The organism is Ferrovibrio sp., assembly GCF_036381655.1.
GTDB lineage: Bacteria > Pseudomonadota > Alphaproteobacteria > Ferrovibrionales > Ferrovibrionaceae > Ferrovibrio.
In genome coordinates, this window is sequence record NZ_DASVCJ010000006.1 from 246,539 (window position 1) to 268,018 (window position 21,480).

Genomic DNA, 21,480 nt, shown 5'->3' on the forward strand with positions numbered 1-21,480 from the left:
GGGGGCAAGTCATGGCAAAGCTTCACACTCTATTCCTCCTGGGCCTCGCGGCCGCCGCTCTGGCGCCGTCTGTCGCCTATACCGCTCCGGCGGCGGCGCAGACGCAGGTCGCCGCCGTCAGCGGCGGCCAGGTGATCGGCGAACGGGAAATCGCCAAGCGGCTTACCGAACTGGTGGAGCAGCGCAATGGCGGCCAATCGGTGGAGATCAGCTTCCACGGCCTTGGCAACGAGATAGAGGTGCCGCCCGCGACACCGGCCGTCCTGCAGGTCGAAAGCTTCTCCTATGATGCCCGCAGCGGCCGCTTCCTCGCCGCGCTCACCACGCCGGGCCGCACCGAGCCGGTCACGGTCAGCGGCCGTGCCCAGCCTGTCGAATTGATTCCGGTGCTGAAGAACCGCGTCATGCCGGGCGATACGATCAGCCGCAACGACGTCGAGTGGCAGCGCGTTCCCGCGGGCCGTTATGGTGCCGGATATATCGATCAGATCAACGAGCTCATCGGTCAAAGCCCGCGCCGGCCGCTGGCGACCGGCATGCCGATCCGCGCCGCCGATATCGGTCGTCCGGAGGCGGTCGGCAAGAACGTCATCGTCACCATGGTCGCGCAGGGGCCCGGCATAACGATCACCACCACGGGCCGGGCCCTCGAGGCCGGCAGCATCGGCGATGTCATCCCGGTGATGAACCTGCAGAGCCGCAAGACCATCCAAGCCACGATCACTGGCACGAATGAAGTGCAGGTGACACCGGCGCCGCGCGTCATCGCATCGAATTGAACAGAGATTGAAAAGGCACTCAGCCATGACACAGCCGCTTCGCCCTCTCCGTCTGGTCGCCATCGCCGGCCTCGCCGTCTCGCTTGGCGCCTGCGGCAATCTCAGCCGGCTCGCCGATATCGGACAGCCGCCGGAGATGACCAAGATCGACAATCCGACCGAGGAACGCGGCTATCGTCCGGTCAGCCTGCCGATGCCCGCGCCGGAGGTTTCGCCCCGCCATGCAAATTCGCTGTGGCGGCCAGGTGCGCGGCAATTCTTCAAGGATCCGCGCGCAGCACGGGTCGGCGACATCCTGACGGTCAATGTGAACCTGCAGGAAAAAGCGCAGTTGCAGAACAATACCACCACGTCGCGCGACAACAGCGAAACCGCGGGCCTGCCGAATTTCCTCGGTCTGGAAAGCGGCGCCCTCGGCCGCGTACTCGACGGCGTGACCCCATCAACCCTGGTCGACGCCGCCACGGGCTCGCAGGTCCAGGGCAAGGGTCAGATCAACCGCCAGGAGCAGATCACCGTCAGCGTCGCCGCGCTGGTCACGCAGGTTCTGCCGAACGGCAATCTGGTGATCCAGGGCCGTCAGGAGATCAGGGTGAACAACGAGATCCGCGAACTGATCATCCAGGGCATCGTGCGGCCGCAGGACATCACCGCGACGAACACGATCAATCAGACCCAGTTGGCCGAAGCGCGCATTTCCTACGGCGGCCGCGGTCAGTTGACCGACGTACAACAGGCGCGCTGGGGCCAGCAGATCTACGACATCATCTTCCCCTTCTAAGCACCGGGAGTCCCGCCCCGCCCGAAGATCGGGCACGCCAGAAAGTGCGTAAGGACCGTAGGAGACGGACCGCGGCAAAAAGCCAGGGCGACAGCAAAGCAAAAGGCCGGTCAGAAGACCGGCCTTTTCTTGTGCATTCACGAGAAGCTGAAACGATTTCAGAGATCGTCGCGGTGGGTGCGCTCCCGCCGCTCATGCCGTTCCTGCGCCTCGATCGACAATGTGGCGATCGGACGGGCTTCCAGCCGCTTGAGCGAGATCGGCTCGCCGGTCTCTTCGCAGTAGCCGTATGAGCCGTCCTCGATGCGCTTCAGCGCGGCGTCGATTTTCGAGATCAGTTTGCGCTGGCGGTCGCGCGTGCGCAGCTCCAGAGCCCGATCAGTCTCGACCGAAGCCCGATCGGCAATATCCGGCTCCTGACTGGTATCTTCCTGCAGATGCTGCAGGGTTTGATTCGACTCGCGCAGGATATCTTCTTTCCACGCCAGCAGCTTCCGGCGGAAATATTCCTTCATGCGCGGGTTCATGAAGGGTTCGCTTTCGGTCGGCCGATAATTGGCCTTCAATTGAATTCCCATATAGTGAACCTCCAGGGCTCCACGCCGACTCCGGGACCCCGGTCGTGGCGCGCGGAGTATATGAATCAGCCCGCCTCGGGGCAAGGCCGTCGAATTTCACCTAATGTATTGATTTTACTATAGTATTGCGAAATAGCCGGATCGGTCACAGGCCGAGCTTGGCCAGTTCCACCTCGCAGCGCAGCTCGATCTCGGCCAGGATCTCCGCCTGGGCGGGGTCTTCCACCGCGAGCTTTTCCTGCCGCAGCTGCCGCGCCAGCACCTGCAGGCGCTCGGCCGGGATTCGCCCTTCCAGCAGGCCATGCCGGATCTCGTCCAACTGATCCAGGAGGCTGGAGCCGCGCTGAAAGGCACGCTGGCGGTTCTTCCTGTTGCCGCTCCACTCATCGGCGGCCTGTACGGCCAGGACGGTTTCCAAGGCGGTAGCGGGCGCGGCCTGCGTCACCTGGGACGGCGCCTTGTCGGTTTCCTTGAGCAAATTGGCAAAGCTTGGTCCGTCGGCAGCGCCGCTGGACGCGCGCTTCGCAGCGCCGGGCTTAACCCCGCCGGGACCACTGATCTTATTGACGCTCATGAATTTTACGACCTTGTCTACGGCGGGGATCGTGCCCGATATAGTTGCCTAGGTAAAGCGGGCAAATTTTGCCGACAGATACCCGCCAATCCAAAAAATCGCAAGTTTTCCATAGCTTTAAGTCTGGCACGGAACTCGCATTCACCATCCCGAGGCCGCCTGTCCGGCGCCGAAGAGTTGAAGGAATTGCGATGATGCGCTGCTGCACCAAAGCCGTTTTGACCTCCCGCAAACCCATGGCCCGCATCCTGGCCGCCATGGCGATGATCATCGTCGTCGCCCTGTCCGCCACCGCACAAGCCGCCTCCCGCATCAAGGATATCGCGGATTTCGAGGGTATCCGCGACAACCTTCTGGTGGGCTATGGCCTGGTGGTCGGTCTGGACGGCACCGGCGACAGCCTCACCAATTCGCCGTTCACCAAACAGAGCCTGCAGGCCATGCTGGAGCGGTTCGGCGTCAATATCCGCGACGCCGGCACCTTCCGCACCGCCAATCTGGCCGCAGTGATGGTTACCGCCGTGCTGCCCCCCTTCGCCCGCCACGGCAGCCGCATCGACGTCACGGTCTCAACCATGGGCGACGCCAAGAGTCTGCAGGGCGGCACTCTTCTGGTCACGCCTTTGCTCGGCGCCGACGGTGAGGTCTACGCCGTCGGCCAGGGCGCCATCGCCGTCAGCGGCTTCAAGGCCCAGGGCGCTGCCGCCCAAGTCACCCGCGGCGTGCCGACTTCCGGCCGCATCGCCAATGGCGCCATCGTCGAGCGCGAGGTCGGTTTCGAGCTGGCCTCGATGCCGGTTCTGCGCCTGTCGCTGCGCAACCCAGACCTCACCACCGCCCGCCGCATCAGCCAGGCGATCTCCACCCTGGCCGGCGAACCGACCGCACGCGCGCTCGACCCCGGCACCGTGCATATCGACATTCCGGCGCCCTGGCATTCGGACGTCATCGGCTTCATGACGGCGATCGAACAGCTCACCGTCGAGACCGACCAGGTCGCCCGCGTGGTCATCGACGAGCGTTCCGGTACCATCGTGATGGGCCCGAATGTGCGCATCGACACGGTCGCCATCGCGCAGGGTTCGCTCACCGTCCGCATCACCGAGACGCCGCAAGTCTCGCAGCCGCTGCCCTTCTCGCCGGGCGCCACCGCTATTCCGGGCATCGCCGGCACCTCGGCTGCGACCGGAACCGTGCAGGTGCCGCGTATCGGCCCCGACGGCCAGCCGGTGCGGGATGCTTCGGGCAATTTCGTCTTCGACACGATCACCCAGGCTGTGCCCGGCACCGGCACGCCGACCGTCCCCGGCACCGGCGCCGGCGGAGCGCAGACCGTGGTGGTGCCGCGCACCGATATCCAGGTCGACGATCAGGCAAACCGCCGTCTGGGAGTCATGCGCGGCGGCGTGTCGCTGCAGGAACTCGTGGATGGCCTGAATGCCCTGGGCGTCGGCCCCCGCGACATGATCACCATCCTGCAGGCGATCAAGGCCGCCGGTGCGCTGCAGGCCGAAATCGAGGTGATGTAAGGAGGAGTCAGGCCATGAATGACGCAGCCCTCATCGCAGCGCCGGCCATCAATAGCTTCGCCATCGATCAGGCGAAGGCGGCGCGCGCAAAGCTGGATCATGCCGGCAAGAACCAGGCGCAGGCCCGCAAAGCGGCAGAGGATTTCGAAAGTTTCTTCCTGTCGCAGATGTTCGAGCTGATGTCCTCCGGCGTGAAGACGGACGGCCCGTTCGGCGGCGGCCAGGCGGAGGCGACCTGGCGCTCGTTCCTCGACGACCAATATGGCCGTCAGATGGCCAAGCGCGGCGGCATCGGCATTGCCGATATGGTTTACGATCAGATGCTCAAGATTCAGGAGGCGGCATCGTGAAACCGCAGCAGAACACACGTCAGCCGGGGGGCCGGCAGCCCGTGAAGGAGCGCATGCTCTCGCCAGGCCCAAAGGTCACCGACAATTATGGCGCCGGCGCCGTGCCGCCGACGGTCCTCGAGCTTTGCGATCTTGTCAGCCAGTTGCGGGACGTGATGGTGGAAGAGACCGCGGCACTGGAGCGCTTCGACTATGAGAGCCTGCCGCGCATGACCGAACAGAAACGCATCTTCGCCGGCCTGCTGCGCGAAAAGCAGCAAGTGCTGAAGGAGCATCCCGACGCCCTGAAGCAAGCCCCCGAGGCCGAACGGAACCGGCTGGGGGCGCTGCTCGGCGACATGCAGTCGGTCGGCAAACGCAACGAGATTGTCGTGCGCACCGCCCGCGACGCCAACAAGATGCTGCTGGACGCCATCATCCGGGGCGCGACCAAGCAGAGCCAGTTGGGCACCGGCTACGGGCGCTCCGGTGCGATGACGGCGCTGACCACGAATTACGGCGCCCGTCAGCCGGTCTCTCTGTTCAGCAACGAGCGCTGCTGACTTTTGACGTCCGACGGCTATTCGCTCGGGACCGGCCGGATCGGCCGCGACATATCATGCGTGCTGCTCCGGCTCGATCCCATATCCCCGGGCTCCGCAGGCGCATCCGTCCGACTGGGACGATCGTCGTAATCGTGCATCGCCTTCAGCGCATCCTTGCCGGTGGAGGCGATCACGACGAGATCGTTCCCTTCGCTGCTGAAGCGCAGTTTCTCCCACGGCAGGACGACCTTGCGGCCACCCAGGCCTAGAATGTCGCCCACCGCAACAACAATGCCGCTGACACGACCGTCCGTCGTGACGAGGACTTCAGACACATCGCCGATCTTCTCATTGCTTATGTCTTTTACATCCGCCCCGATCAGCCTGTTGCCTTTCACCTCCGCCGTGCCGGTGCCCGGCACCGGCGTCATGGGTCCCGATCCGACCGGCGGCGCTCGGCCGCCCGGTTCTCCCGCGGGGCCGGGACTCCCGGCGGGCTGCTGCTGTGCATACGCCATACCTGCGGCGAACATCGCGGCCGTGAAAGCGGCACCGAGCGCGGGAAAGATACGAGCCAGACGCTGCATGATTTTTCTCCTTCCTGAACAGGCGAAGCCGGTCCCGCTTATATGGGAAGCGGTTCTGTGATCGGCACGGCTCGAGCCGCTTGAAAGCCGAATATCCTGTGACATTTCCGTATTATGGCGCTTTGCTTCCGCCGATAGCGCCGCAAGTCACTCGACGCTCGAGCGCACCGTCATTGTCTCGAGTTCCGCGTCTTTATCGGCCGCCCGCGCCTCGGTCTGAGGCACGGGAATGGCCATCTCGCCGACCAACGGCAGATGGTCGGAAGCGATGGCCGATAACGGGGTTCGATGCAGATGCAGTGCGCTCAGATTCTCGTTCGGGAGGGTCCAGAGCCGATCCAGCGACATAAGCGGGCGCCGCGCCGGAAAGCTGCGCAGTTTGGGTAGCGGCCGCGGCGCGCCGATCTGATGCAGCACGGCACGTTCAGGACCAAAGACGTTGAAATCTCCCATCAGGAGTGTCAGCGGCGCCATCCCGCGATCCAGCAAAGTCGAGATGATGGCGATCTGGCGGCGACGGTCCCGCGGCAACAGCCCCAAATGCGTGGCGATTACGCGCAAGCTGCCCAGACGCGTTTCGACCGTGGCGTCGATCGCGCTGCGCGGCTCGAGGCGGCTGACCGTCAGATTGACCTGCTCGGCAATCTCGACCTGCCCACGCACCAGCAAGGCATTACCGAACTGCACCCGGCGCCGGCGAAGATTGAGGCCCGGAATCAGGGTCATGCCGAGATGCCGCTCGAAGTAATGAACCTGCTCCTGCCCGTCGACGGGATATCCGCCGACCTCCTGCAGCGCAAGGATGTCGGCATCGATCTCCCGAAGAACCTTGAGGATACGCGGCGGATCGTAACTGCGGTCGCCGCCGATGCAGGAATGGATATTGTATGTCGCAACCCGCAGCAGGTTCACGGCCGCCCTCCACCGGGATGATCCGCGGCGGGAATATGGCGTCCCCGCGAAGGCGTTTGCGCGATGCGGCGATGGCGCCACTCGTCGGCAAGAAATATCAGCAAGCCGGCGCCGAGCGGGATCAGATAATATGTCGCGCGGAACACTATGACGCCGGACAATACCTGGCCGCCAGCCAGCACGCTTGTGACGATGTATTCGAGAACACCCCACCCGCCCGGAACATGGCCGATGACGGCCGCCAGATCGGAGCCGAAATACAGCATGGCGGCCAGCGGATACCCGACATCCGTGAAACTGCGCAGTGCGATGTAAAGCACCCCGCCGATGCAGGTCAGGTTGAGACTGCTCAGGATCACCTGGCCCACCGCCAGGCGAAGCCGGGGTATGCGCAAGCAGTTCCGCCTCAGCCGCACCGGCTTGCGCCGCAGGGCGCACAGCAGGATGTATGCTGTCGCGGCGATCAACAATCCGATCGCCAGATTTCGTATTCCCGCAGGCGAGAGGCCGAGAAACGGAGCAAGAAGATCGCCGCGCCACAACAACAGCCCGCCGCCCACCACGGCGAAGCCCAGAGCGACACTGACCCCGGAAAAGACCACGATAGCGCCGACGGAAAATAAATGCAGGCCGGCACGTCCGTACATCCGATAACGGACGGCCCCACTGCTGAGCGCAGCGAAGCCGATGCTGCGGCCGATACTGACGGCGGCGATGCCGGTCGACACGATCCGCGGCAGCGGCACCGCCTGGCCGGTATAGGTCACAGCCAGCACCTCCAGCGCGGCGACGCAGGTATAGCTGCACATGGCGAGCGACAGCGCCAAGCCAATGCTGCCGCCATCAGCAGTCCCCAAGATCGATATGATTTCCCTGAAGTCATATCTTTTGAACACCCGGTAAAGCAGAAACACACCGAAAGCGAAAGCTGCAATGCCGAGTGCCGCAAAAAGCCGCTGCCGGTTCATGCGAACCAAACGCCGACACTTTTGCTTTGGTTCCCCGTGGAACTCCGCGTGTCTCACCGGGTTTTTCGTTCATCCCAGCGAAAACCATGACCAGGTTGGGAATGGATCACCGCCAAACGAAGTCTGTCCCCCTGTTCTCGGCGGGGTGGAATTGTTGGGCCGTTCCGTCATGCGGCAGGCTCGCCTTCCTGATAGACGGAAAACCTTACTTCGAAGCCTTGGCCGACGCGTTGCTCAGGGCAGAACGGCGAATCACCATTCTGGGCTGGGACTTCGACAGCCGGATCGCGCTCGATCCGGAATGCAAGGGTGCGGCCGGTCAGCCGGTCGGCCTCTTTTTGAGAAACCTGGTGGAGGAACGTCCTGGACTGGAGCTTCGGCTGCTGATCTGGCGCAACGCCCTGTTCTACGGGCGCAATGACGAAGCCATCCTGCCCGTTGGGGAAGTCTGGTGGCGGCATCCGCGCATAGATCTACGCTGGGACAGCTATCATCCCTTCGGCGCCTGCCATCATCAAAAGATCGTCCTGATCGATGACAAGATCGCATTTCTAGGAGGCATGGACATCACCCAGAGACGCTGGGACGATTCCGACCATCTTCCCCGCAATCCCCTGAGGCGAACCGTCTCCGATGCCATATATCCGCCATCGCACGACATCCAGGTGGTCATCGACGGCCCGGCGGCCGAGGCCATTGCCAGGATTGCCGCCGCCCGCTGGGAATACATGACAGGCGCACAGCTAGCCTCCATTGAACCGGCCGGCGATCCATGGCCTGCACAGGTCTCTCCCGAGCTTGTCGATCATCCGGTCGCGATCGCCCGCACCCAGCCGAAATATCGCCGGCAGCCGGCCATCCACGAAATCGCCGCCCTGAATACCGATATTCTGGCGGCGGCGCGGCAGTCGATCTATCTCGAGATGCAATATTTCGCCCTGCCGGAGGTGACGGATTTTCTCGCCGACAGCCTGACGGAACCTGAAGGGCCTGAAATCGTCATCGTCGCCAATGGCGGCCCGCAGGGGATTTTGGAACGCTATATCATGGCGGAGAACAGAGACCGCATGTTCGCGAAGCTGCGCAAGGCGGACCGGTTCGGCCGGCTGCGGCGCTTCTATCCGATATGGCGGGGCAAGCCGGACTGCCGCATCAAGATCCACAGCAAACTGATCGTGATTGACGATCATCTCCTGCGCATCGGCTCGTCCAACTTCAATTCACGATCGCTCGGCTTGGATACCGAATGCGACATCGCCCTGCAGGCAAAAGATACGAGGGCGCGGACAGTGATCGGCGGATTGCGGAACCGATTGCTGGCCGAGCATCTTGGAACCACGCCCGAATTGTTCGGCGAACGTCTGCGCAGCGGCGGATCGTTGATCGCCGCAATAGAGTGGTTCAATGGAAAATCCCGGCGCATGCTGGCGGCAGCGCCGAGCTCTTCGACAACGGAAACATCGCCAATGCCAGGCAGCGCGCTGCTCGATCCGCCGCGGCCGCTGAGCTGGAGATACATTTGGAACTGGCTGGCTGCCCAGTTCCAGTGACGGCCTCGTCGCGAGCCGTATTCAGCCGCCGCCGATGCCTTCGATGATCTTGCCGCTGCCGCCGCAATCGGGACATGGCCGCCCCTCCTCAAGACGGCCGCGGCCTTGGCATTGCGGACAGATGTTTTCTCCGGTTCCTGGCGTTCCCGGGCCGGCCTGATCGCCGGGATTCAATTGAGCGCCTTCCTGCCTCTTGGCGTTGGGCTTGATCTGCACCCGGCTTGCATTGCGCTCGACCATCACGACCTCCACGCATCGCTCGTGGTCCGCAGGCAACCTTCAAGCGGCGCGTTCGTTCCTGGCAAAATGCGGGCAGGTCAACTTTCCCGCTCAGGTTGGGCTTCCAGTGCGCCCGGCGCGGTAAGAGCGTTCTGCCGCGTGTGAGCCAGGAGATCGATCACCTCTTCGTCCGTCGTTTGGGCGAAATCGACGTAGTAGGCACCCACGGCATTAAAACCATCCGGCGCCAGCAGACAGTGAACCTCATCCGCCAGCGGCGCCAATTCCTCCAGGCTCTCGGGTGACGCGACCGGAACCGCAAGAACGATCCTGGCAGGCTTGCTGCGCGCCAGCCCAAGAAGGGCGGCCTTGACGGTCGCACCCGTCGCAATGCCATCGTCGACAACGATTGCGATTTGGCCATCGACATCCAGAACCACTCTGTCGCCGCGATAGAGCTGCCGTCGGCGCTCGATCTCCGTCAGTTGCCGCTCCTGCTCGGAGCGGATGTATTCTGGCCGGACACCGAGGCGCTGGACCAGATCGTCGTTCAATACCAGTTGAGGATTCTTGCCGTCCACCACGGCACCGATGCCAAGCTCTGGCTGCTGGGGCGCACCGATTTTCCGGACCATGAGCAGATCCAGCGGCGCTTCCAGCGCCTTGGCAATTTCGTAGGCGACCGGAATGCCGCCTCGCGGCAAGGCAAGCACAATGACTTGCTGCCCCCGGTATTGCACCAGCCGGGCGGCAAGTTCCCGCCCGGCTTCACGTCGGTTGGCGAAATGACGAAACGGCCCGTCCATTGCCTGTCACCTCATTGCAGATGATCCAGAAGCCAGCTCCCTTATCTACCAACCCCCATGTCCATATGACGAATGCCGGCGATCCCTCATCTCCTGCCGGATGCCGAGGCTATGTCGGACTGCGGCGTGCGTTCAGCAGCCGCACCGAACTTGCCTGGGGGCCCATCGGACCTTCCGCCGTGGCACGCGTCACCTGCACGATCGTACCCACCTGGACGTCGTCGAAATCGCCGTTCGCCATGGCGTTGCGGGTGAAATAGAGATCCGGCGAATCCTTGACCTCGATGAAACCATAGTTCTGTTCGGGGAACAGGCGCACCACGACACCGGTTTCCAACGCGCCGTCATGCTGCTTCACGTCGCCACGGACGATGTCGGTCATGTCCTCAAGCTGACGCTGCACGGCATCGAATACGCGATTGATCACCGCGGTCTGATTGTTGTTCTTCATGTCATGGCGGTCTTCGATATCCTTGGCCACGATCTTGTTGCGTCCAGGAACCTCGATTTCAACGGTAATTCCCATCGGCAGCTTGGCGCTGCTCGGGCTGCGATGCGGTATCTCGACAACCACTCGGCATCCGATAATGCGGCGATGGAAGCGTTCCAAGCGCTCAACGCGCTGACGGATCAGATTTTCGATGAATTCAGAGCTTTCAGTATCCTTGAAGGCGATCTGAAGTGGCTTTTCCATCCCGACCTCCGCTCATATTTGCCGATGCTGGCTATTTTATGCCTTTGGTACTGAAGTGTTGTTGATCTGCGTCATCTTCAAGGGCCGAAGCGCAGCACCAGAAGCAAAATGACAAACCCGGCGAGTCCGAGGATGAATACCAGCCGCTGTCCACGGGTGCGCAGAACAACTCTGCCCTGCCGCGCCTTCTCCTCTGGATAACCTTTTCTCATATCGATCCGGCTTTTCGGACGAACCACGCAGATTAACGGTATTTTCGGGATATTGGTTCCAGCCGGAACGCATCGGTTCAGGATGCCGATGCCCTTACGCCCAGATCATCGGCCAACCGCATGAAGTCGCCCTCCAGATCGTTCACTGTCGGCAGATTGAGCCGCCTCAGTTCGCGATGAATCTTCTCGGCGGCACCCGACGAAAGGTCGCGCTTGAAGTTGATGACGACATCCTCCGCCGAGCGATAATCGCGAAAGCGGTCGATCTCGGCCCGGGTCGCCCGCTGCACATCCTCCAGCATCCGCTGCTGAGATGCCGCATATTGGTGGGGCTTGGCCCGCAATACCGGGCTGAAGGCGTGGTCTTCCAGGAAATCCACCAGTTTCTGCTTGGCGTGATCGGCCATTGCTTTGCTCCGTCAATTCAATCCTGCGCGCTGATGCTCGGTTCGAGCGTCAACCTCGGGGGAAGCAAAACTGTTCCTCTCAGCGGGGCATTCGATTCAAGGGGGATATTCGATGTCGCCTTGACTGCACCCGAGCTACAGCAGAGCCTGCATCGCCCGGGCCAAATCGGACAGTTGATAGGGTTTTCGCAGCAGCGGAAATTCCAGTCCCGCCGCGGCATTGTCGCTATAGCCCGTCGTCAGCAGGATCGGCAGTTCCGGGAAGCGGTTTCGGATGCGGCGCGCCAGCTCGACGCCATTCATGCCGCCAGGAATGATGATGTCGGAAAACACCGCATCGACGGCTTCCCCTCGCGTCAAAATGGCCAGCGCATCGAGTGCGTTGCCCGCCGTCAAGGTTTCGTATTTCAGCTCGGCCAGCAAGTCCGCGGCCAGCTCGGTGACAATCGGATCATCCTCGACGATCAGGACCCGGCCGCGCCCCGCATTCCTCTTCTCCTCCGCCGAAGATTGGTTCCGCAGCTCCGCCGCGCTGACGGGAAGGAAGAGCGTAAACGTCGTGCCGCTGCCAACGACCGATTCCAGGGTTATGGTTCCCCGCGACTGCTTGGCGAAACCGTAGACCTGGCTCAACCCCAAGCCGGTCCCCTGCCCGAATTGCTTGGTCGTAAAGAACGGCTCGAAGATGCGATCCTGAATTTCGAGCGGAATTCCGGAACCGGTATCGCAGATGCTGAGCGCGACGAACTCGCCATGCAGGCCATCCGGCTTGCCCGCCAGCGTGACGTTCTTCCCGGCGATCCGCAAAGTGCCGCCATCTGGCATCGCGTCGCGCGCATTGAATGCCAGATTCAACAGTGCCAGTTCCAATTGCGTGGAATCGATCTCTACAGTCCGCAGATCGTCGGGCAGGTCGAGTATGATTTCGATGCTGCTGCGAATAGAGGGCCGCAACAACTGGACAATCGATGACAGCTCCTTGCTGAGCGAAAGGGGTTTTGGCTCAAGCGATTGCCGCCGGGCGAAAGCCAGCAATTTCCTGGTCAGGGAGGCGCCGCGCTCGGCAGCGTCGCGGATGTTGCCAAGAATACGGCTGATCCGCGGCTCCTCGATCTTGCTATTGAGCGCAAGCGAGGCGCCACCAAGGATCGCCGTCAGGAGATTATTGAAATCATGCGCCAATCCGCCGGTCAGGCGTCCGAGCGCCTCCATCTTCTGCGCCTGGAAAAGCTGCTCACGGGTTTCCTGCAGGCGCTTTTCCGATTCATAGCGCTCGGTGATGTCCTTGGTGATCTTGGCAAAGCCGATCAACCTGCCATCCGCACTCCGGATCGGATCGATGACGACACTGGCCCGAAACGGGCTGCCGTCCTTGCGCACCCGCCATCCCTCGGCGTCGTAGCGACCTTCGGCCAAGGCACGCTGCAAGGCCTGCTCGGGAACGCCCAGATCGCGTTCTTCCGGCGTATAGAATGTGGAGAAATGCTTTCCAATGACCTCGTTGGCGGTATAGCCCTTGATCCGCTGCGCGCCGTTGTTCCATCTCGTGATGATGCCATTGGAATCGAGCATGTAGATGGCATAATCGGTGACGCTCTCGATGAGCAGGCGAAGATCTCGCTCGCTTTCCTCGATCGCCTGCAGTGCCGCGCGGCGCTCCGTCAGATCGTGGGTGATCTTGGCGAATCCGATCAGGTCTCCAGCTTCATTGCGGATGGCGTCGATGACGGTGGAGGCCCAGAACCGGGAACCATCCTTGCGCACCCGCCAGCCCTCCTCGGAATAGCGCCCGGCGGTGCGCGCCGCGTGCAATGCCGCTTCCGGCCTGCCGGCTGCGCGATCCTCCGGCGCATAGAAGCAGGAAAAACTCTTGCCGATGATTTCCTGCTCGGAATAACCCTTGATATTGGCGGCACCGGCGTTCCAGCTCACCACGTTGCCGTCCAGATCCAGCATATAGATGGCGTAGTCGCCGACAGCTTGTATCAGAAGCTCGTAACTTCGCTGACGGGCCTGGTTCGTTGCGTCGGTGTCCATTCCAGCTCGGCTGCCGATCGTTCCAAGGGGGCCCCTCCGAAGGCCAGGAACGAGGCTACCAACTGAAACGGCACATTGAAATCATTTCCTGCCCCGCCGCTCTTGAGCTCATCCTGCGATTGATTGTCGCCAGGGGGAGGACCACCGTGATTTCAAGGCTGTTTATGCGTCACATGAATGGCGAAAAAGTCGTAGATGACCGCAAAAACGGCCAATGCCAGACCGAACCACAGCATACCGCCATCCCGCGCGTCAGCCGCCAGTACAAGGCCAAGCAGCCCAAGAATGGTCACAATCGCGCCCATCACCCAGAAGCTGAGCACCTGCCCAAGATTGTTCATCTCATCTCCTCCTTCCACGTAAATCAGCATCCGCATCGTCGAACATTATCCGCTGGGCCGCGCCGTCCAGATCGTCGAACTGGCCGGATTTCAAAGCCCAGAGGAATGCCGCCATCCCGAGCAGGCCAAGCCCCAGGGCGGCGGGGATCAGGTAAAGGAGAATCGTCATGCCGGCCTCCTGTTTAAGGCCGCACTGCCCCGGATCACATGCGGCCTCCGAATCGCATGCAGCCGCAGCGCATTGAGCACGACAAGGATCGACGAGCTGGACATCGCAATGGCGGCCAGCAGCGGCGTGACCAGGCCGGCAATCGCCAGCGGTACGGCGAGGGCGTTGTAGATCAGCGCCAGCAACAGATTCTGCCTGGCCAGAATCTGGCTTCGCCCCGCCACGCGCAGGAAGTCCTCCACCGCGGATAATTGCCCGTTCTGGAATACCGCATCGGCCGCGTTCTGCGCGATGTCGAGCCCGGAAGATGGCGACAGCGAAGCATCGGCGGCCGCAAGCGCCACGGCATCGTTCAGGCCGTCCCCCAGCATCAGGACCCGACGGCCTTCCTGCCTGAGTTGCGCTATCGCCTCGGCCTTGCAACGCGGATCCGCTTCGGCAGTCCATTCGGCAATATCGAGCGCATCGGCAACTTTGCGCACTGCGGCCGCCCGGTCGCCGGAGAGAATCAGCAGCCGGTAACCCGCATTCCGCAACTGCCCGATAGCCGAAACTGCGCCGCTACGCAGTGCATCGGAGAAGCGGAAGCGGTATGGCGGCAAACCGGGCCGGCTCAGCCAGAGTTCCGAAAACCCGTCCACCGCGGCGGCCTCGACGCCCACGAAACGGGCATGTCCCAGCCGGATTTCGTTTTCGCCCTGGCGCAGAAGCAACCCCTGTCCGGCATGCTCTTCCACCCCGGCAAAAGGCACCGCATCCGGGCAAGCCGCCAGCAATGCCTTGCAGAGCGGATGACGGCTCCGCGCGGCCAAGCGCGCGGCTGTTTGCAGGGCATCGCCGTCGGCCGCATCCTCGGGCAGAAGAACCGGGCGGCCCATGGTCAGCGTGCCGGTCTTGTCGAAGACGATCGTATCGATCGCGGCGGCACGCTCCAGCGCCGTCGGGGATTTCAGCAGGATGCCGCGCCGCATCAGGCGGCTGCTGGCGATCACCTGCACGATCGGGACGGCGAGCGCCAGCGCGCAGGGGCAGGTGATGATCAGCACCGAGGCTGCGATCAGCAAGGCATCGGGCCAGATGATATGGCCGATGAAATACCAGCCCAGGAAGCTGATCAGAGCGGTCAGATGCACGACCGGCGCATACCAGCGCGCCACACGCTCGGCCCGCAGCATGTACCGCCCCCGCCCCTGCTCGGCCGCCTCCATCAAACGGGCAATTTCGCCCAGCAGGGTGGCGTCCCCGACAGCAATGGCGCGCAGGGTCAGCGGCGCATCGAGGTTAACGGTGCCGGCAAAGACCTCCGCCCCTGGCACGACCGGTTGCGGCACGACCTCGCCATTGATCAGGCTGCGATCGACCGCTGATATCCCTTCGAGCACGACGCCGTCCACCGGAATGCGCTCGCCGGTCGCAACCAGTATCCGGTCCCCGATGGCGACACGATGCGCCGGGCGCTGCACCGCGCCGGCTTCGGTCAGCACCGTGGCCGGACGTGCCGTCCAGGCCACCAGTTGCTGCGCCGTACGACGCGCAAAGCCGCGCGCACGCATATCCAGGTAGCGGCCGACCAGAAGAAAAAACAACAGCATCACGGCCGCATCGAAATAGGCATGCTGGCCGGAGCGCGTAAGTTCGAACAGACTGACCAGCAGGGCCAGCACGACTCCGATGGAGACCGGCACATCCATGTTGGTGCGGCCCTGGCGCAGCGCCGTCCATGCGGAATGAAAGAACGGCCTGCCGGCATAGGCGATCGCCGGAATCGCGATGAGCGCCGAGATGACATGGAACAGATCGCGGGTCCCAGCACCCATCGAGCCGGCAGCGCCGGACCAGACGGAAACGGATAGCAGCATGATATTGGCGGCGGCGAAGCCGGCGACGCCCATGGCCCGCAGCAGACTGCGTTCTTCGGACGAGCCAACCTTCTCGGCGGCATCGGCCGTGACCGGCAGACATCGATAGCCGAGGCGCGCTATCGTATCGGCCAGCGCGTTGATGCGCGCGGCATCGCCCGTCCAGGCCAGCGACAGGCGGCGGGTCGTCGCGGAAAGCCGAGCCCGGGTCACGCCCGCCTGCGCGCGCAATGCGCGCTCGATCAGCCACAGGCAGGCCGCGCAATGCAGCCCTTCGATCAACAATTCCGCATGGCGTGTGCCGTCAGGGTCGGAACGGACGAACTCAACCCAATCTGCCGCTTCGGCGGCGAACGGCTGCGAAACAGCCGCCATGTCCCGCATGGCGTAATAGCGCTCCAGGCCCAGGCCTTTGATCAGGGCATGTGCGCCGGCGCAGCCGCTGCAGCAAAACGCCGGGCCGTTGCCGGACGTGTCACTCACCGGCGCTCCGCAATGAGCGCAAGCGAGCGCATGCCGCTCGGCGGCGGAGCCCGTGACAGCGGGCAATATGCCGGCGGCGGCGCTCACGGCAGGACCAGACGCTCCGCCGCTGCATAAGCGATATTGCGGCGGGCCGCGGAGATATGCAGATCCCAGACGCCCCCCTTGGGCAGGGCGATATCGGCAACATAGCTGCCAGAACCAGATGAGCGAAAGGCGACGGGAACGGCAGCCATGTTCTCGACCGGGCGCTGCATTTGCCCGGCGATCGCCAAACCATCGATCGGCAGGCCGGATTTGTCCCGCCAGGTTACGGTCAGATGCACATTCCCGTCACGGCCGGGTTCTGTCCGCAGCGTGTAGCGCCAGCCCAATTTCTCCTGAGCCTCGATCTGCGCTCGGATCTGATTGTATTCGTTGCCCTCCTGATAAGGATGGGCAACGACCAACCCGCTGAAGGTCTGCGCGGCAGCTACGATCAGTGTCGCGTTGACGCCGATGACGACCAGGAATCCCATGACAAAAAGCCAGGGAATCCAGCGCTCCCGGCGTGACTCGCCGTCAACAGATAGTGTTTTCATTATTAGTGCCCTCCATTCGGGCCGTTGAACTGCGCCCGATACCGCGCCACTTCCCGTCCATTCGGATCGAGCAGCCGCATATCGAACGGCATGGACGCGGACGTCACGCTGGCCCGGGGCACGCGCAGAAAGACACGGAACTCGCCGACGGCATCTGCTTCGAGAGGCAGGACGATGCTTTCCGTCGCCTCGTCTGTAGTACCGGCGAGGAACATCTGCGCATGCGACAGGCCGGACGTAACCAGCTTCAGATCGATCGCTTCTTGGGTCTTGTTGATCACCTTCAGCGTATAGCCATTGCGCAGACTGCCATCGGATAGGGTGACAAATAGCGGGCTGCGATCGTGCAGTGCATTCAGTTCAAAAGAGTGCCGCATCGTCAGCGCCGCCGCCATGACCAGGGCGACCAGAACAAGCAAGGTGCTGTAGATCACCGTGCGGGAACGGACCAGCCTGCGCACCTCCGGCAATCCCTTGGAACGCCGGCCCAGGTTGGCCAACGATACAAAGTCGATCAGGCGCTGCGGCCTTCCGACCTTGGCCATGATGTCGTCGCAGGCATCGATGCACAGGCCACAGCCGATGCATTCGAGCTGTTGGCCGTCGCGAATGTCGATGCCGGTCGGGCAGACATTGACGCAGGCCCGGCAATCGACGCAATCACCCCGCCCTTCCCAGGTCTCGCCCGCCTTATGCTTGCCGCGGGCTTCGCCGCGCCATGCCTGATAGGTCACCGCCAGGCTGTGCTCGTCCAGCATGGCGGCCTGGAACCGCGGCCAGGGGCACATATAGGTGCAGACCTGCTCGCGGGCCCAGCCGGCCAGGACATAAGTCGTCGTCGTGAACAGGCCGAAGAAGAAATAGGTGCCGCCCGACGCCGCGCCGGTCAGCATTTCCATGGTCACGGTCGGTGCGTCCTGGAAGTACATGATCCAGGCGCCGCCCGTGGCGGCGGCGATCAGAAGCCAGGCGGCATGTTTCGCCGTCTTGCGCCAGGCCTTGTCGAAGGACATCGGGCGCTGATCGAGACGCATGCGGGCGTTGCGATCGCCCTCGATCCAACGCTCGACCAGCATGAACAGGTCGGTCCACACCGTCTGCGGGCAGGTATAGCCGCACCAGACGCGACCGAACAGCGCCGTCGCCAGAAACAGCGTGACGGCACCCAGGATGAGCAGGCCGGTGATGTAGTAGATTTCCTGCGGCCAGATCTCGATCCAGAAAAAATAGCCGCGCCGGCCGACCATATCGAGCAAAAGCGCCTGGTCCGGCGCGTTCGGGCCGCGATCCCAGCGGATCCACGGGCCGATATAATACAGCGCCAGGCACAGGATCAGAACCGTCCATTTGACGGTCCTGAACCGCCCGGACACGGCACGTGGATAGACCTTCACGCGATCGGCATAAAGCGAGGGCGAGAAAACGCCAAACATCGCCTCGGGTTCTTCCGAGGCGATGCTGGCTTCCGCTCTGCGTTCGGTAGCGATGTGATTCATATCAGCCATCGCGCGTCATTCGCCGCCACCCAGAGCGTGAACATAGATTGCAAGCATCTTCACGGTGGCATCGTCCAGACGCGCACTCCAGGCGGGCATCACACCGTTGCGGCTGTAGGATATCGTCTGCACTATGGTGGCCTTGTCGCTGCCATAGAGCCAGATCTTGTCGGTCAGGTTCGGCGCGCCCAATTCGCGATTGCCCTTGCCGTCCTCGCCGTGGCAGGCGACGCATTGCTCGGCAAATATCTGCGCGCCTTCGGCGTTGTCCTTGCCGAGGCCGGATAGCGACCGCACATGATCGGCCACGGCATCGATCTGAGCCGAGGTCAGTATGCCGTCGGCCAGAAAGCGCGGCATCTGCGACTGCCGGGTCTCGTCGTCGCCTACTGCACGGACACCGTGCCTGATCGTCTGTTCGATCTCCGGCAGAGAGCCGCCCCATAGCCAATCGTCATCGGCAAGGTTCGGGTATCCCTTGGCGCCGGTGCCGCCAGACTGATGGCAGGCCGCGCAATTCTCGGCAAACAGCACGCGTCCGCCGGCGAGCGCGAAACGGTCGAGCTCCGGATCGGCCTTCACCTCGGTCACGCTCATGGCGCGGATCATGTCGCGATAGACGGCCTGTGCCGCAGCAGCCTTTTCCAGTTTCTCGGCTACGGCGTCGCGCTGCGTGTAGCCGAGGACGCCCTTGAAGTAAGTGTGCAAGCCAGGAACAGAGGGGTACAGAATACTCCAGACGATGGCGAAGACGACCGTCGCATAGAAAACATACAGCCACCATTTCGGGAGCGGCGTATTCAGCTCCTTGATCCCATCCCACTCATGGCCAGTGGTATGCTGACCGCTGACCATATCCTTTTCGATTTTGCTCGGCATCGCTCAATTCCTCTTCGAGCGCAGGCGGTTGGTGCCGCCGTCATGCAAGGGAATATTCCCCAGTTTGCGCCATTGCTGGCGGCGGCTCGGCCACATCACCCAGGTGATGACGCCGACGAACAGCAGGAAGAACCAAACCGTCCACAGCGATCGCAGCCACGGATAATGCTGAATAAGCTGCTCCATCCTCGCCTCCCTACTGCCGCAAGCTGCCGGGCTGGGTCTTGTCGAACTCGACCAGGCGGCCCAGCATCTGCAGGTAGGCAACCAGCGCGTCCAGCTCTGTCAGCCTCTCCGGATTGCCGTCGAAATCGCCCGTCGCGGCCTTGGGATAGCGCTGCAGCAGCGCTTCGATATCGGCATCCGGCGTTGCCTGCGCCTCCAGATCGGCCCGCGCATCCGCGATCATTTCATCGCTGTAAGGCACGCCGACGAGGCGAAGCGTCTTCAGGTGATCGGCAATATCGCCGTAATCGAGCGACTTCTCCGCCAGAAAGGCGTAGGGCGGCATGATCGACTCCGGCACGACGGCGCGCGGATCCTTCAGGTGAGCGACCTGCCATTCATTCGAATACTTGCCGCCGACACGGGCGAGGTCCGGGCCGGTACGCTTGGAGCCCCACTGGAAGGGATGGTCGTACATGCTCTCGGCGGCCAGGCTGTAATGGCCGTAGCGCTCGACCTCGTCGCGCAGCGGACGGATCTGCTGGCTGTGGCAGAGATAGCAGCCCTCGCGTATGTAGATGTTGCGGCCGGCCAGTTCGAGCGGCGAATACGGCCGCACGCCCTCGACGCGCTCGATGGTGGTTTCGATCGTAAACAGCGGGACGATCTCGACCAGACCGCCGATGGCGACGGTGATCAGCGCAAGCGCGGTCAACAGGATCGTGTTGCGCTCAATGGTGGAGTGCTTGATGAACATGGCGGCCTCTCTTATTCGGCCGCGGCGGCGATCACGCCGACGCGAGCGGCAGGCGCCTCATCGCGGAGATCGCCGCGAGCGGTACGCCACAGGTTGTATGCCATCAACAAGGCGCCCGTGAGGAACAGGATGCCGCCCGTTGCGCGGATCAGATAGAAGGGATGCATCGCCTGCACGGTTTCCACGAAGGAATATTGCAGGAAGCCCTGGCTGTCGTAGGCGCGCCACATCAGGCCCTGCATGATGCCAGACACCCACATCGCGGTGATGTAGAGCAGGATGCCGATCGTCGCGATCCAGTAATGATACGAGACCAGCTTGACCGAATAGAGCCGCGAGCGGTTCCACAGGACCGGCACGATGTAATACAGCATGCCGAAGGTGATGAAGGCGTTCCAGCCCAGCGCGCCGGAATGCACATGGCCGATGGTCCAGTCGGTATAGTGGCTCAGCGCGTTCACCTGGCGGATCGACATCACCGGACCTTCGAAGGTCGACATGCCATAGAAGGCGACCGCCGTGACCGAGAAGCGCAGCGCCGGATCGGTGCGCAGCTTGTCCCAGGCGCCCGAGAGCGTCATCAGGCCGTTGATCATGCCGCCCCAGGACGGCATCCACAGCATGACGGAGAAGACCATGCCCAGCGTCGAGGTCCAGTCGGGCAGCGCCGTGTAATGCAGATGGTGCGGTCCGGCCCAGATATAGAGGAAGATCAGCGACCAGAAGTGAACGATGGAGAGGCGGTAGGAGTAGATCGGACGCTCGGCGCGCTTCGGCACGAAATAATACATCATGCCGAGGAAGCCTGCGGTAAGGAAGAAGCCCACCGCGTTATGGCCGTACCACCATTGCGTCATGGCGTCCTGGACGCCCGAATAGATGATGTAGCTCTTCGAGCCGACGAGCGACACCGGGATCGCCAGGTTGTTGACGATGTGCAACATGGCGATGGTGACGATGAAGGCGAGATAGAACCAGTTCGCCACGTAGATATGCGGCTCGCGGCGCTTGGCGAGCGTGCCGACAAAGACGAGGAAATAGACCACCCAGACGGCGGTGAGCCAGAGGTCCACGTACCATTCGGGCTCGGCATATTCCTTCGACTGGGTGACGCCGAGCACGTAGCCGCTCGCCGCGAGCACGATGAAAAGCTGATACCCCCAGAACACGAACCACGGAGACCAGCGTCCGGCGAGCCGCGCACGGCTCGTGCGTTGCACGACATAAAAGGAGGTGGCGATCA

At 62.8% G+C, this 21,480-nt stretch carries 25 protein-coding genes; 6 read left to right on the forward strand and 19 right to left on the reverse strand.

The window, feature by feature from the left end:
- The first annotated feature begins 11 nt into the window (after positions 1–11).
- Positions 12–779 (forward strand): flagellar basal body P-ring formation chaperone FlgA, encoded by a 768-nt coding sequence (flgA, locus tag VF194_RS01575; protein WP_330887339.1) that lies wholly within the window; start codon positions 12–14, stop codon positions 777–779.
- 25 nt (positions 780–804) lie between these two features.
- Entirely contained in the window at positions 805–1,560 is a 756-nt protein-coding gene (gene flgH, locus VF194_RS01580) for a flagellar basal body L-ring protein FlgH (RefSeq protein WP_330887341.1), read from the forward strand.
- A gap of 158 nt (positions 1,561–1,718) precedes the next feature.
- On the opposite strand, the gene dksA is transcribed toward flgH, so the two are convergent.
- Together dksA and VF194_RS01590 are read right to left on the reverse strand one after the other, a co-directional pair.
- Positions 1,719–2,138: an RNA polymerase-binding protein DksA gene (gene dksA, locus VF194_RS01585; protein WP_330887343.1), complete on the reverse strand. Its 420-nt coding sequence runs from the start codon at positions 2,136–2,138 to the stop codon at positions 1,719–1,721.
- A gap of 145 nt (positions 2,139–2,283) precedes the next feature.
- Positions 2,284–2,712, reverse strand: coding sequence for a flagellar assembly protein FliX (locus tag VF194_RS01590; protein ID WP_330887345.1), 429 nt, complete (start codon positions 2,710–2,712; stop codon positions 2,284–2,286).
- Between the two features lie 194 nt (positions 2,713–2,906).
- Between VF194_RS01590 and VF194_RS01595 the strand changes: the two genes are divergently transcribed.
- The 3 genes from VF194_RS01595 to VF194_RS01605 are packed head-to-tail and all read left to right on the forward strand — an operon-like array spanning position 2,907 to position 5,133.
- Complete coding sequence (locus VF194_RS01595) at positions 2,907–4,241, forward strand: flagellar basal body P-ring protein FlgI (protein ID WP_330887393.1); 1,335 nt, start codon at positions 2,907–2,909, stop codon at positions 4,239–4,241.
- A 14-nt stretch (positions 4,242–4,255) separates the two neighbouring features.
- On the forward strand, positions 4,256–4,591 hold the full coding sequence (locus VF194_RS01600; RefSeq protein WP_330887347.1) for a rod-binding protein: 336 nt from the start codon (positions 4,256–4,258) through the stop codon (positions 4,589–4,591).
- Positions 4,588–5,133, forward strand: coding sequence for a hypothetical protein (locus tag VF194_RS01605; RefSeq protein ID WP_330887349.1), 546 nt, complete (start codon positions 4,588–4,590; stop codon positions 5,131–5,133). The genes VF194_RS01600 and VF194_RS01605 overlap by 4 nt, the downstream gene beginning before the upstream one ends.
- Before the next feature lie 17 nt (positions 5,134–5,150).
- Here VF194_RS01605 and VF194_RS01610 read toward each other — a convergent pair whose 3' ends face one another.
- The 3 genes from VF194_RS01610 to VF194_RS01620 form a co-directional block, all read right to left on the reverse strand.
- Positions 5,151–5,702, reverse strand: coding sequence for a PRC-barrel domain-containing protein (locus tag VF194_RS01610; protein WP_330887351.1), 552 nt, complete (start codon positions 5,700–5,702; stop codon positions 5,151–5,153).
- A gap of 147 nt (positions 5,703–5,849) precedes the next feature.
- Positions 5,850–6,614 carry an endonuclease/exonuclease/phosphatase family protein gene (locus tag VF194_RS01615; protein WP_330887353.1) on the reverse strand — a complete coding sequence of 255 codons (765 nt, stop codon included), beginning with the start codon at positions 6,612–6,614 and terminating at the stop codon, positions 5,850–5,852.
- Complete coding sequence (locus VF194_RS01620; protein ID WP_330887355.1) at positions 6,611–7,582, reverse strand: YbhN family protein; 972 nt, start codon at positions 7,580–7,582, stop codon at positions 6,611–6,613. Before VF194_RS01620 ends, VF194_RS01615 begins: the two co-directional genes overlap by 4 nt.
- Before the next feature lie 101 nt (positions 7,583–7,683).
- Between VF194_RS01620 and VF194_RS01625 the strand changes: the two genes are divergently transcribed.
- Entirely contained in the window at positions 7,684–9,132 is a 1,449-nt protein-coding gene (locus VF194_RS01625; RefSeq protein ID WP_330887357.1) for a phospholipase D-like domain-containing protein, read from the forward strand.
- Positions 9,133–9,153: 21 nt separating this feature from the next.
- Here VF194_RS01625 and VF194_RS01630 read toward each other — a convergent pair whose 3' ends face one another.
- The 14 genes from VF194_RS01630 to ccoN all read right to left on the reverse strand — a co-directional run.
- Positions 9,154–9,372 carry a hypothetical protein gene (locus VF194_RS01630; RefSeq protein ID WP_330887358.1) on the reverse strand — a complete coding sequence of 73 codons (219 nt, stop codon included), beginning with the start codon at positions 9,370–9,372 and terminating at the stop codon, positions 9,154–9,156.
- 77 nt (positions 9,373–9,449) lie between these two features.
- Entirely contained in the window at positions 9,450–10,157 is a 708-nt protein-coding gene (locus tag VF194_RS01635; protein ID WP_330887360.1) for a phosphoribosyltransferase, read from the reverse strand.
- 109 nt (positions 10,158–10,266) lie between these two features.
- Positions 10,267–10,851, reverse strand: a complete 585-nt coding sequence (locus VF194_RS01640; protein WP_330887362.1) for an HPF/RaiA family ribosome-associated protein — start codon at positions 10,849–10,851, stop codon at positions 10,267–10,269.
- 289 nt (positions 10,852–11,140) lie between these two features.
- On the reverse strand, positions 11,141–11,470 hold the full coding sequence (locus VF194_RS01645) for a hypothetical protein (protein WP_330887364.1): 330 nt from the start codon (positions 11,468–11,470) through the stop codon (positions 11,141–11,143).
- Positions 11,471–11,605: 135 nt separating this feature from the next.
- Complete coding sequence (locus VF194_RS01650; RefSeq protein ID WP_330887366.1) at positions 11,606–13,507, reverse strand: PAS domain S-box protein; 1,902 nt, start codon at positions 13,505–13,507, stop codon at positions 11,606–11,608.
- Between the two features lie 152 nt (positions 13,508–13,659).
- On the reverse strand, positions 13,660–13,848 hold the full coding sequence (locus VF194_RS01655; protein ID WP_330887368.1) for a hypothetical protein: 189 nt from the start codon (positions 13,846–13,848) through the stop codon (positions 13,660–13,662).
- Position 13,849: 1 nt separating this feature from the next.
- Complete coding sequence (ccoS, locus tag VF194_RS01660) at positions 13,850–14,017, reverse strand: cbb3-type cytochrome oxidase assembly protein CcoS (protein WP_330887370.1); 168 nt, start codon at positions 14,015–14,017, stop codon at positions 13,850–13,852.
- Positions 14,014–16,359, reverse strand: a complete 2,346-nt coding sequence (locus VF194_RS01665) for a heavy metal translocating P-type ATPase (protein ID WP_414656064.1) — start codon at positions 16,357–16,359, stop codon at positions 14,014–14,016. The genes ccoS and VF194_RS01665 overlap by 4 nt, the downstream gene beginning before the upstream one ends.
- Before the next feature lie 83 nt (positions 16,360–16,442).
- Positions 16,443–16,940 carry a FixH family protein gene (locus VF194_RS01670; protein ID WP_330887374.1) on the reverse strand — a complete coding sequence of 166 codons (498 nt, stop codon included), beginning with the start codon at positions 16,938–16,940 and terminating at the stop codon, positions 16,443–16,445.
- A 2-nt stretch (positions 16,941–16,942) separates the two neighbouring features.
- Positions 16,943–18,436: a cytochrome c oxidase accessory protein CcoG gene (ccoG, locus tag VF194_RS01675; protein ID WP_330887376.1), complete on the reverse strand. Its 1,494-nt coding sequence runs from the start codon at positions 18,434–18,436 to the stop codon at positions 16,943–16,945.
- Positions 18,437–18,451: 15 nt separating this feature from the next.
- Positions 18,452–19,315, reverse strand: a complete 864-nt coding sequence (ccoP, locus tag VF194_RS01680) for a cytochrome-c oxidase, cbb3-type subunit III (RefSeq protein ID WP_330887378.1) — start codon at positions 19,313–19,315, stop codon at positions 18,452–18,454.
- Between the two features lie 3 nt (positions 19,316–19,318).
- Positions 19,319–19,501 (reverse strand): cbb3-type cytochrome c oxidase subunit 3, encoded by a 183-nt coding sequence (locus VF194_RS01685; RefSeq protein WP_330887380.1) that lies wholly within the window; start codon positions 19,499–19,501, stop codon positions 19,319–19,321.
- A gap of 10 nt (positions 19,502–19,511) precedes the next feature.
- Entirely contained in the window at positions 19,512–20,237 is a 726-nt protein-coding gene (ccoO, locus tag VF194_RS01690) for a cytochrome-c oxidase, cbb3-type subunit II (RefSeq protein ID WP_330887381.1), read from the reverse strand.
- 11 nt (positions 20,238–20,248) lie between these two features.
- The coding region (gene ccoN, locus VF194_RS01695; protein ID WP_330887383.1) for a cytochrome-c oxidase, cbb3-type subunit I at positions 20,249–21,480 on the reverse strand (1,232 nt) is incomplete at its 5' end.

What these genes read in the sequence shown, in the direction of transcription:
- VF194_RS01640 (WP_330887362.1), bottom strand. Translation starts at nt 10,851, where the DNA reads ATGGAAAAGCCACTTCAGATCGCCTTCAAGGATACTGAAAGCTCTGAA.
- VF194_RS01650 (WP_330887366.1), bottom strand. Translation starts at nt 13,507, where the DNA reads ATGGACACCGACGCAACGAACCAGGCCCGTCAGCGAAGTTACGAGCTT.
- flgH (WP_330887341.1), top strand. Translation starts at nt 805, where the DNA reads ATGACACAGCCGCTTCGCCCTCTCCGTCTGGTCGCCATCGCCGGCCTC.
- VF194_RS01635 (WP_330887360.1), bottom strand. Translation starts at nt 10,157, where the DNA reads ATGGACGGGCCGTTTCGTCATTTCGCCAACCGACGTGAAGCCGGGCGG.
- VF194_RS01595 (WP_330887393.1), top strand. Translation starts at nt 2,907, where the DNA reads ATGCGCTGCTGCACCAAAGCCGTTTTGACCTCCCGCAAACCCATGGCC.
- ccoP (WP_330887378.1), bottom strand. Translation starts at nt 19,315, where the DNA reads ATGCCGAGCAAAATCGAAAAGGATATGGTCAGCGGTCAGCATACCACT.
- flgA (WP_330887339.1), top strand. Translation starts at nt 12, where the DNA reads ATGGCAAAGCTTCACACTCTATTCCTCCTGGGCCTCGCGGCCGCCGCT.
- VF194_RS01670 (WP_330887374.1), bottom strand. Translation starts at nt 16,940, where the DNA reads ATGAAAACACTATCTGTTGACGGCGAGTCACGCCGGGAGCGCTGGATT.
- VF194_RS01630 (WP_330887358.1), bottom strand. Translation starts at nt 9,372, where the DNA reads ATGGTCGAGCGCAATGCAAGCCGGGTGCAGATCAAGCCCAACGCCAAG.
- VF194_RS01600 (WP_330887347.1), top strand. Translation starts at nt 4,256, where the DNA reads ATGAATGACGCAGCCCTCATCGCAGCGCCGGCCATCAATAGCTTCGCC.
- VF194_RS01625 (WP_330887357.1), top strand. Translation starts at nt 7,684, where the DNA reads ATGGATCACCGCCAAACGAAGTCTGTCCCCCTGTTCTCGGCGGGGTGG.
- VF194_RS01655 (WP_330887368.1), bottom strand. Translation starts at nt 13,848, where the DNA reads ATGAACAATCTTGGGCAGGTGCTCAGCTTCTGGGTGATGGGCGCGATT.
- VF194_RS01590 (WP_330887345.1), bottom strand. Translation starts at nt 2,712, where the DNA reads ATGAGCGTCAATAAGATCAGTGGTCCCGGCGGGGTTAAGCCCGGCGCT.
- VF194_RS01610 (WP_330887351.1), bottom strand. Translation starts at nt 5,702, where the DNA reads ATGCAGCGTCTGGCTCGTATCTTTCCCGCGCTCGGTGCCGCTTTCACG.
- ccoG (WP_330887376.1), bottom strand. Translation starts at nt 18,436, where the DNA reads ATGAATCACATCGCTACCGAACGCAGAGCGGAAGCCAGCATCGCCTCG.
- VF194_RS01685 (WP_330887380.1), bottom strand. Translation starts at nt 19,501, where the DNA reads ATGGAGCAGCTTATTCAGCATTATCCGTGGCTGCGATCGCTGTGGACG.
- VF194_RS01620 (WP_330887355.1), bottom strand. Translation starts at nt 7,582, where the DNA reads ATGAACCGGCAGCGGCTTTTTGCGGCACTCGGCATTGCAGCTTTCGCT.
- ccoO (WP_330887381.1), bottom strand. Translation starts at nt 20,237, where the DNA reads ATGTTCATCAAGCACTCCACCATTGAGCGCAACACGATCCTGTTGACC.
- dksA (WP_330887343.1), bottom strand. Translation starts at nt 2,138, where the DNA reads ATGGGAATTCAATTGAAGGCCAATTATCGGCCGACCGAAAGCGAACCC.
- VF194_RS01645 (WP_330887364.1), bottom strand. Translation starts at nt 11,470, where the DNA reads ATGGCCGATCACGCCAAGCAGAAACTGGTGGATTTCCTGGAAGACCAC.
- ccoS (WP_330887370.1), bottom strand. Translation starts at nt 14,017, where the DNA reads ATGACGATTCTCCTTTACCTGATCCCCGCCGCCCTGGGGCTTGGCCTG.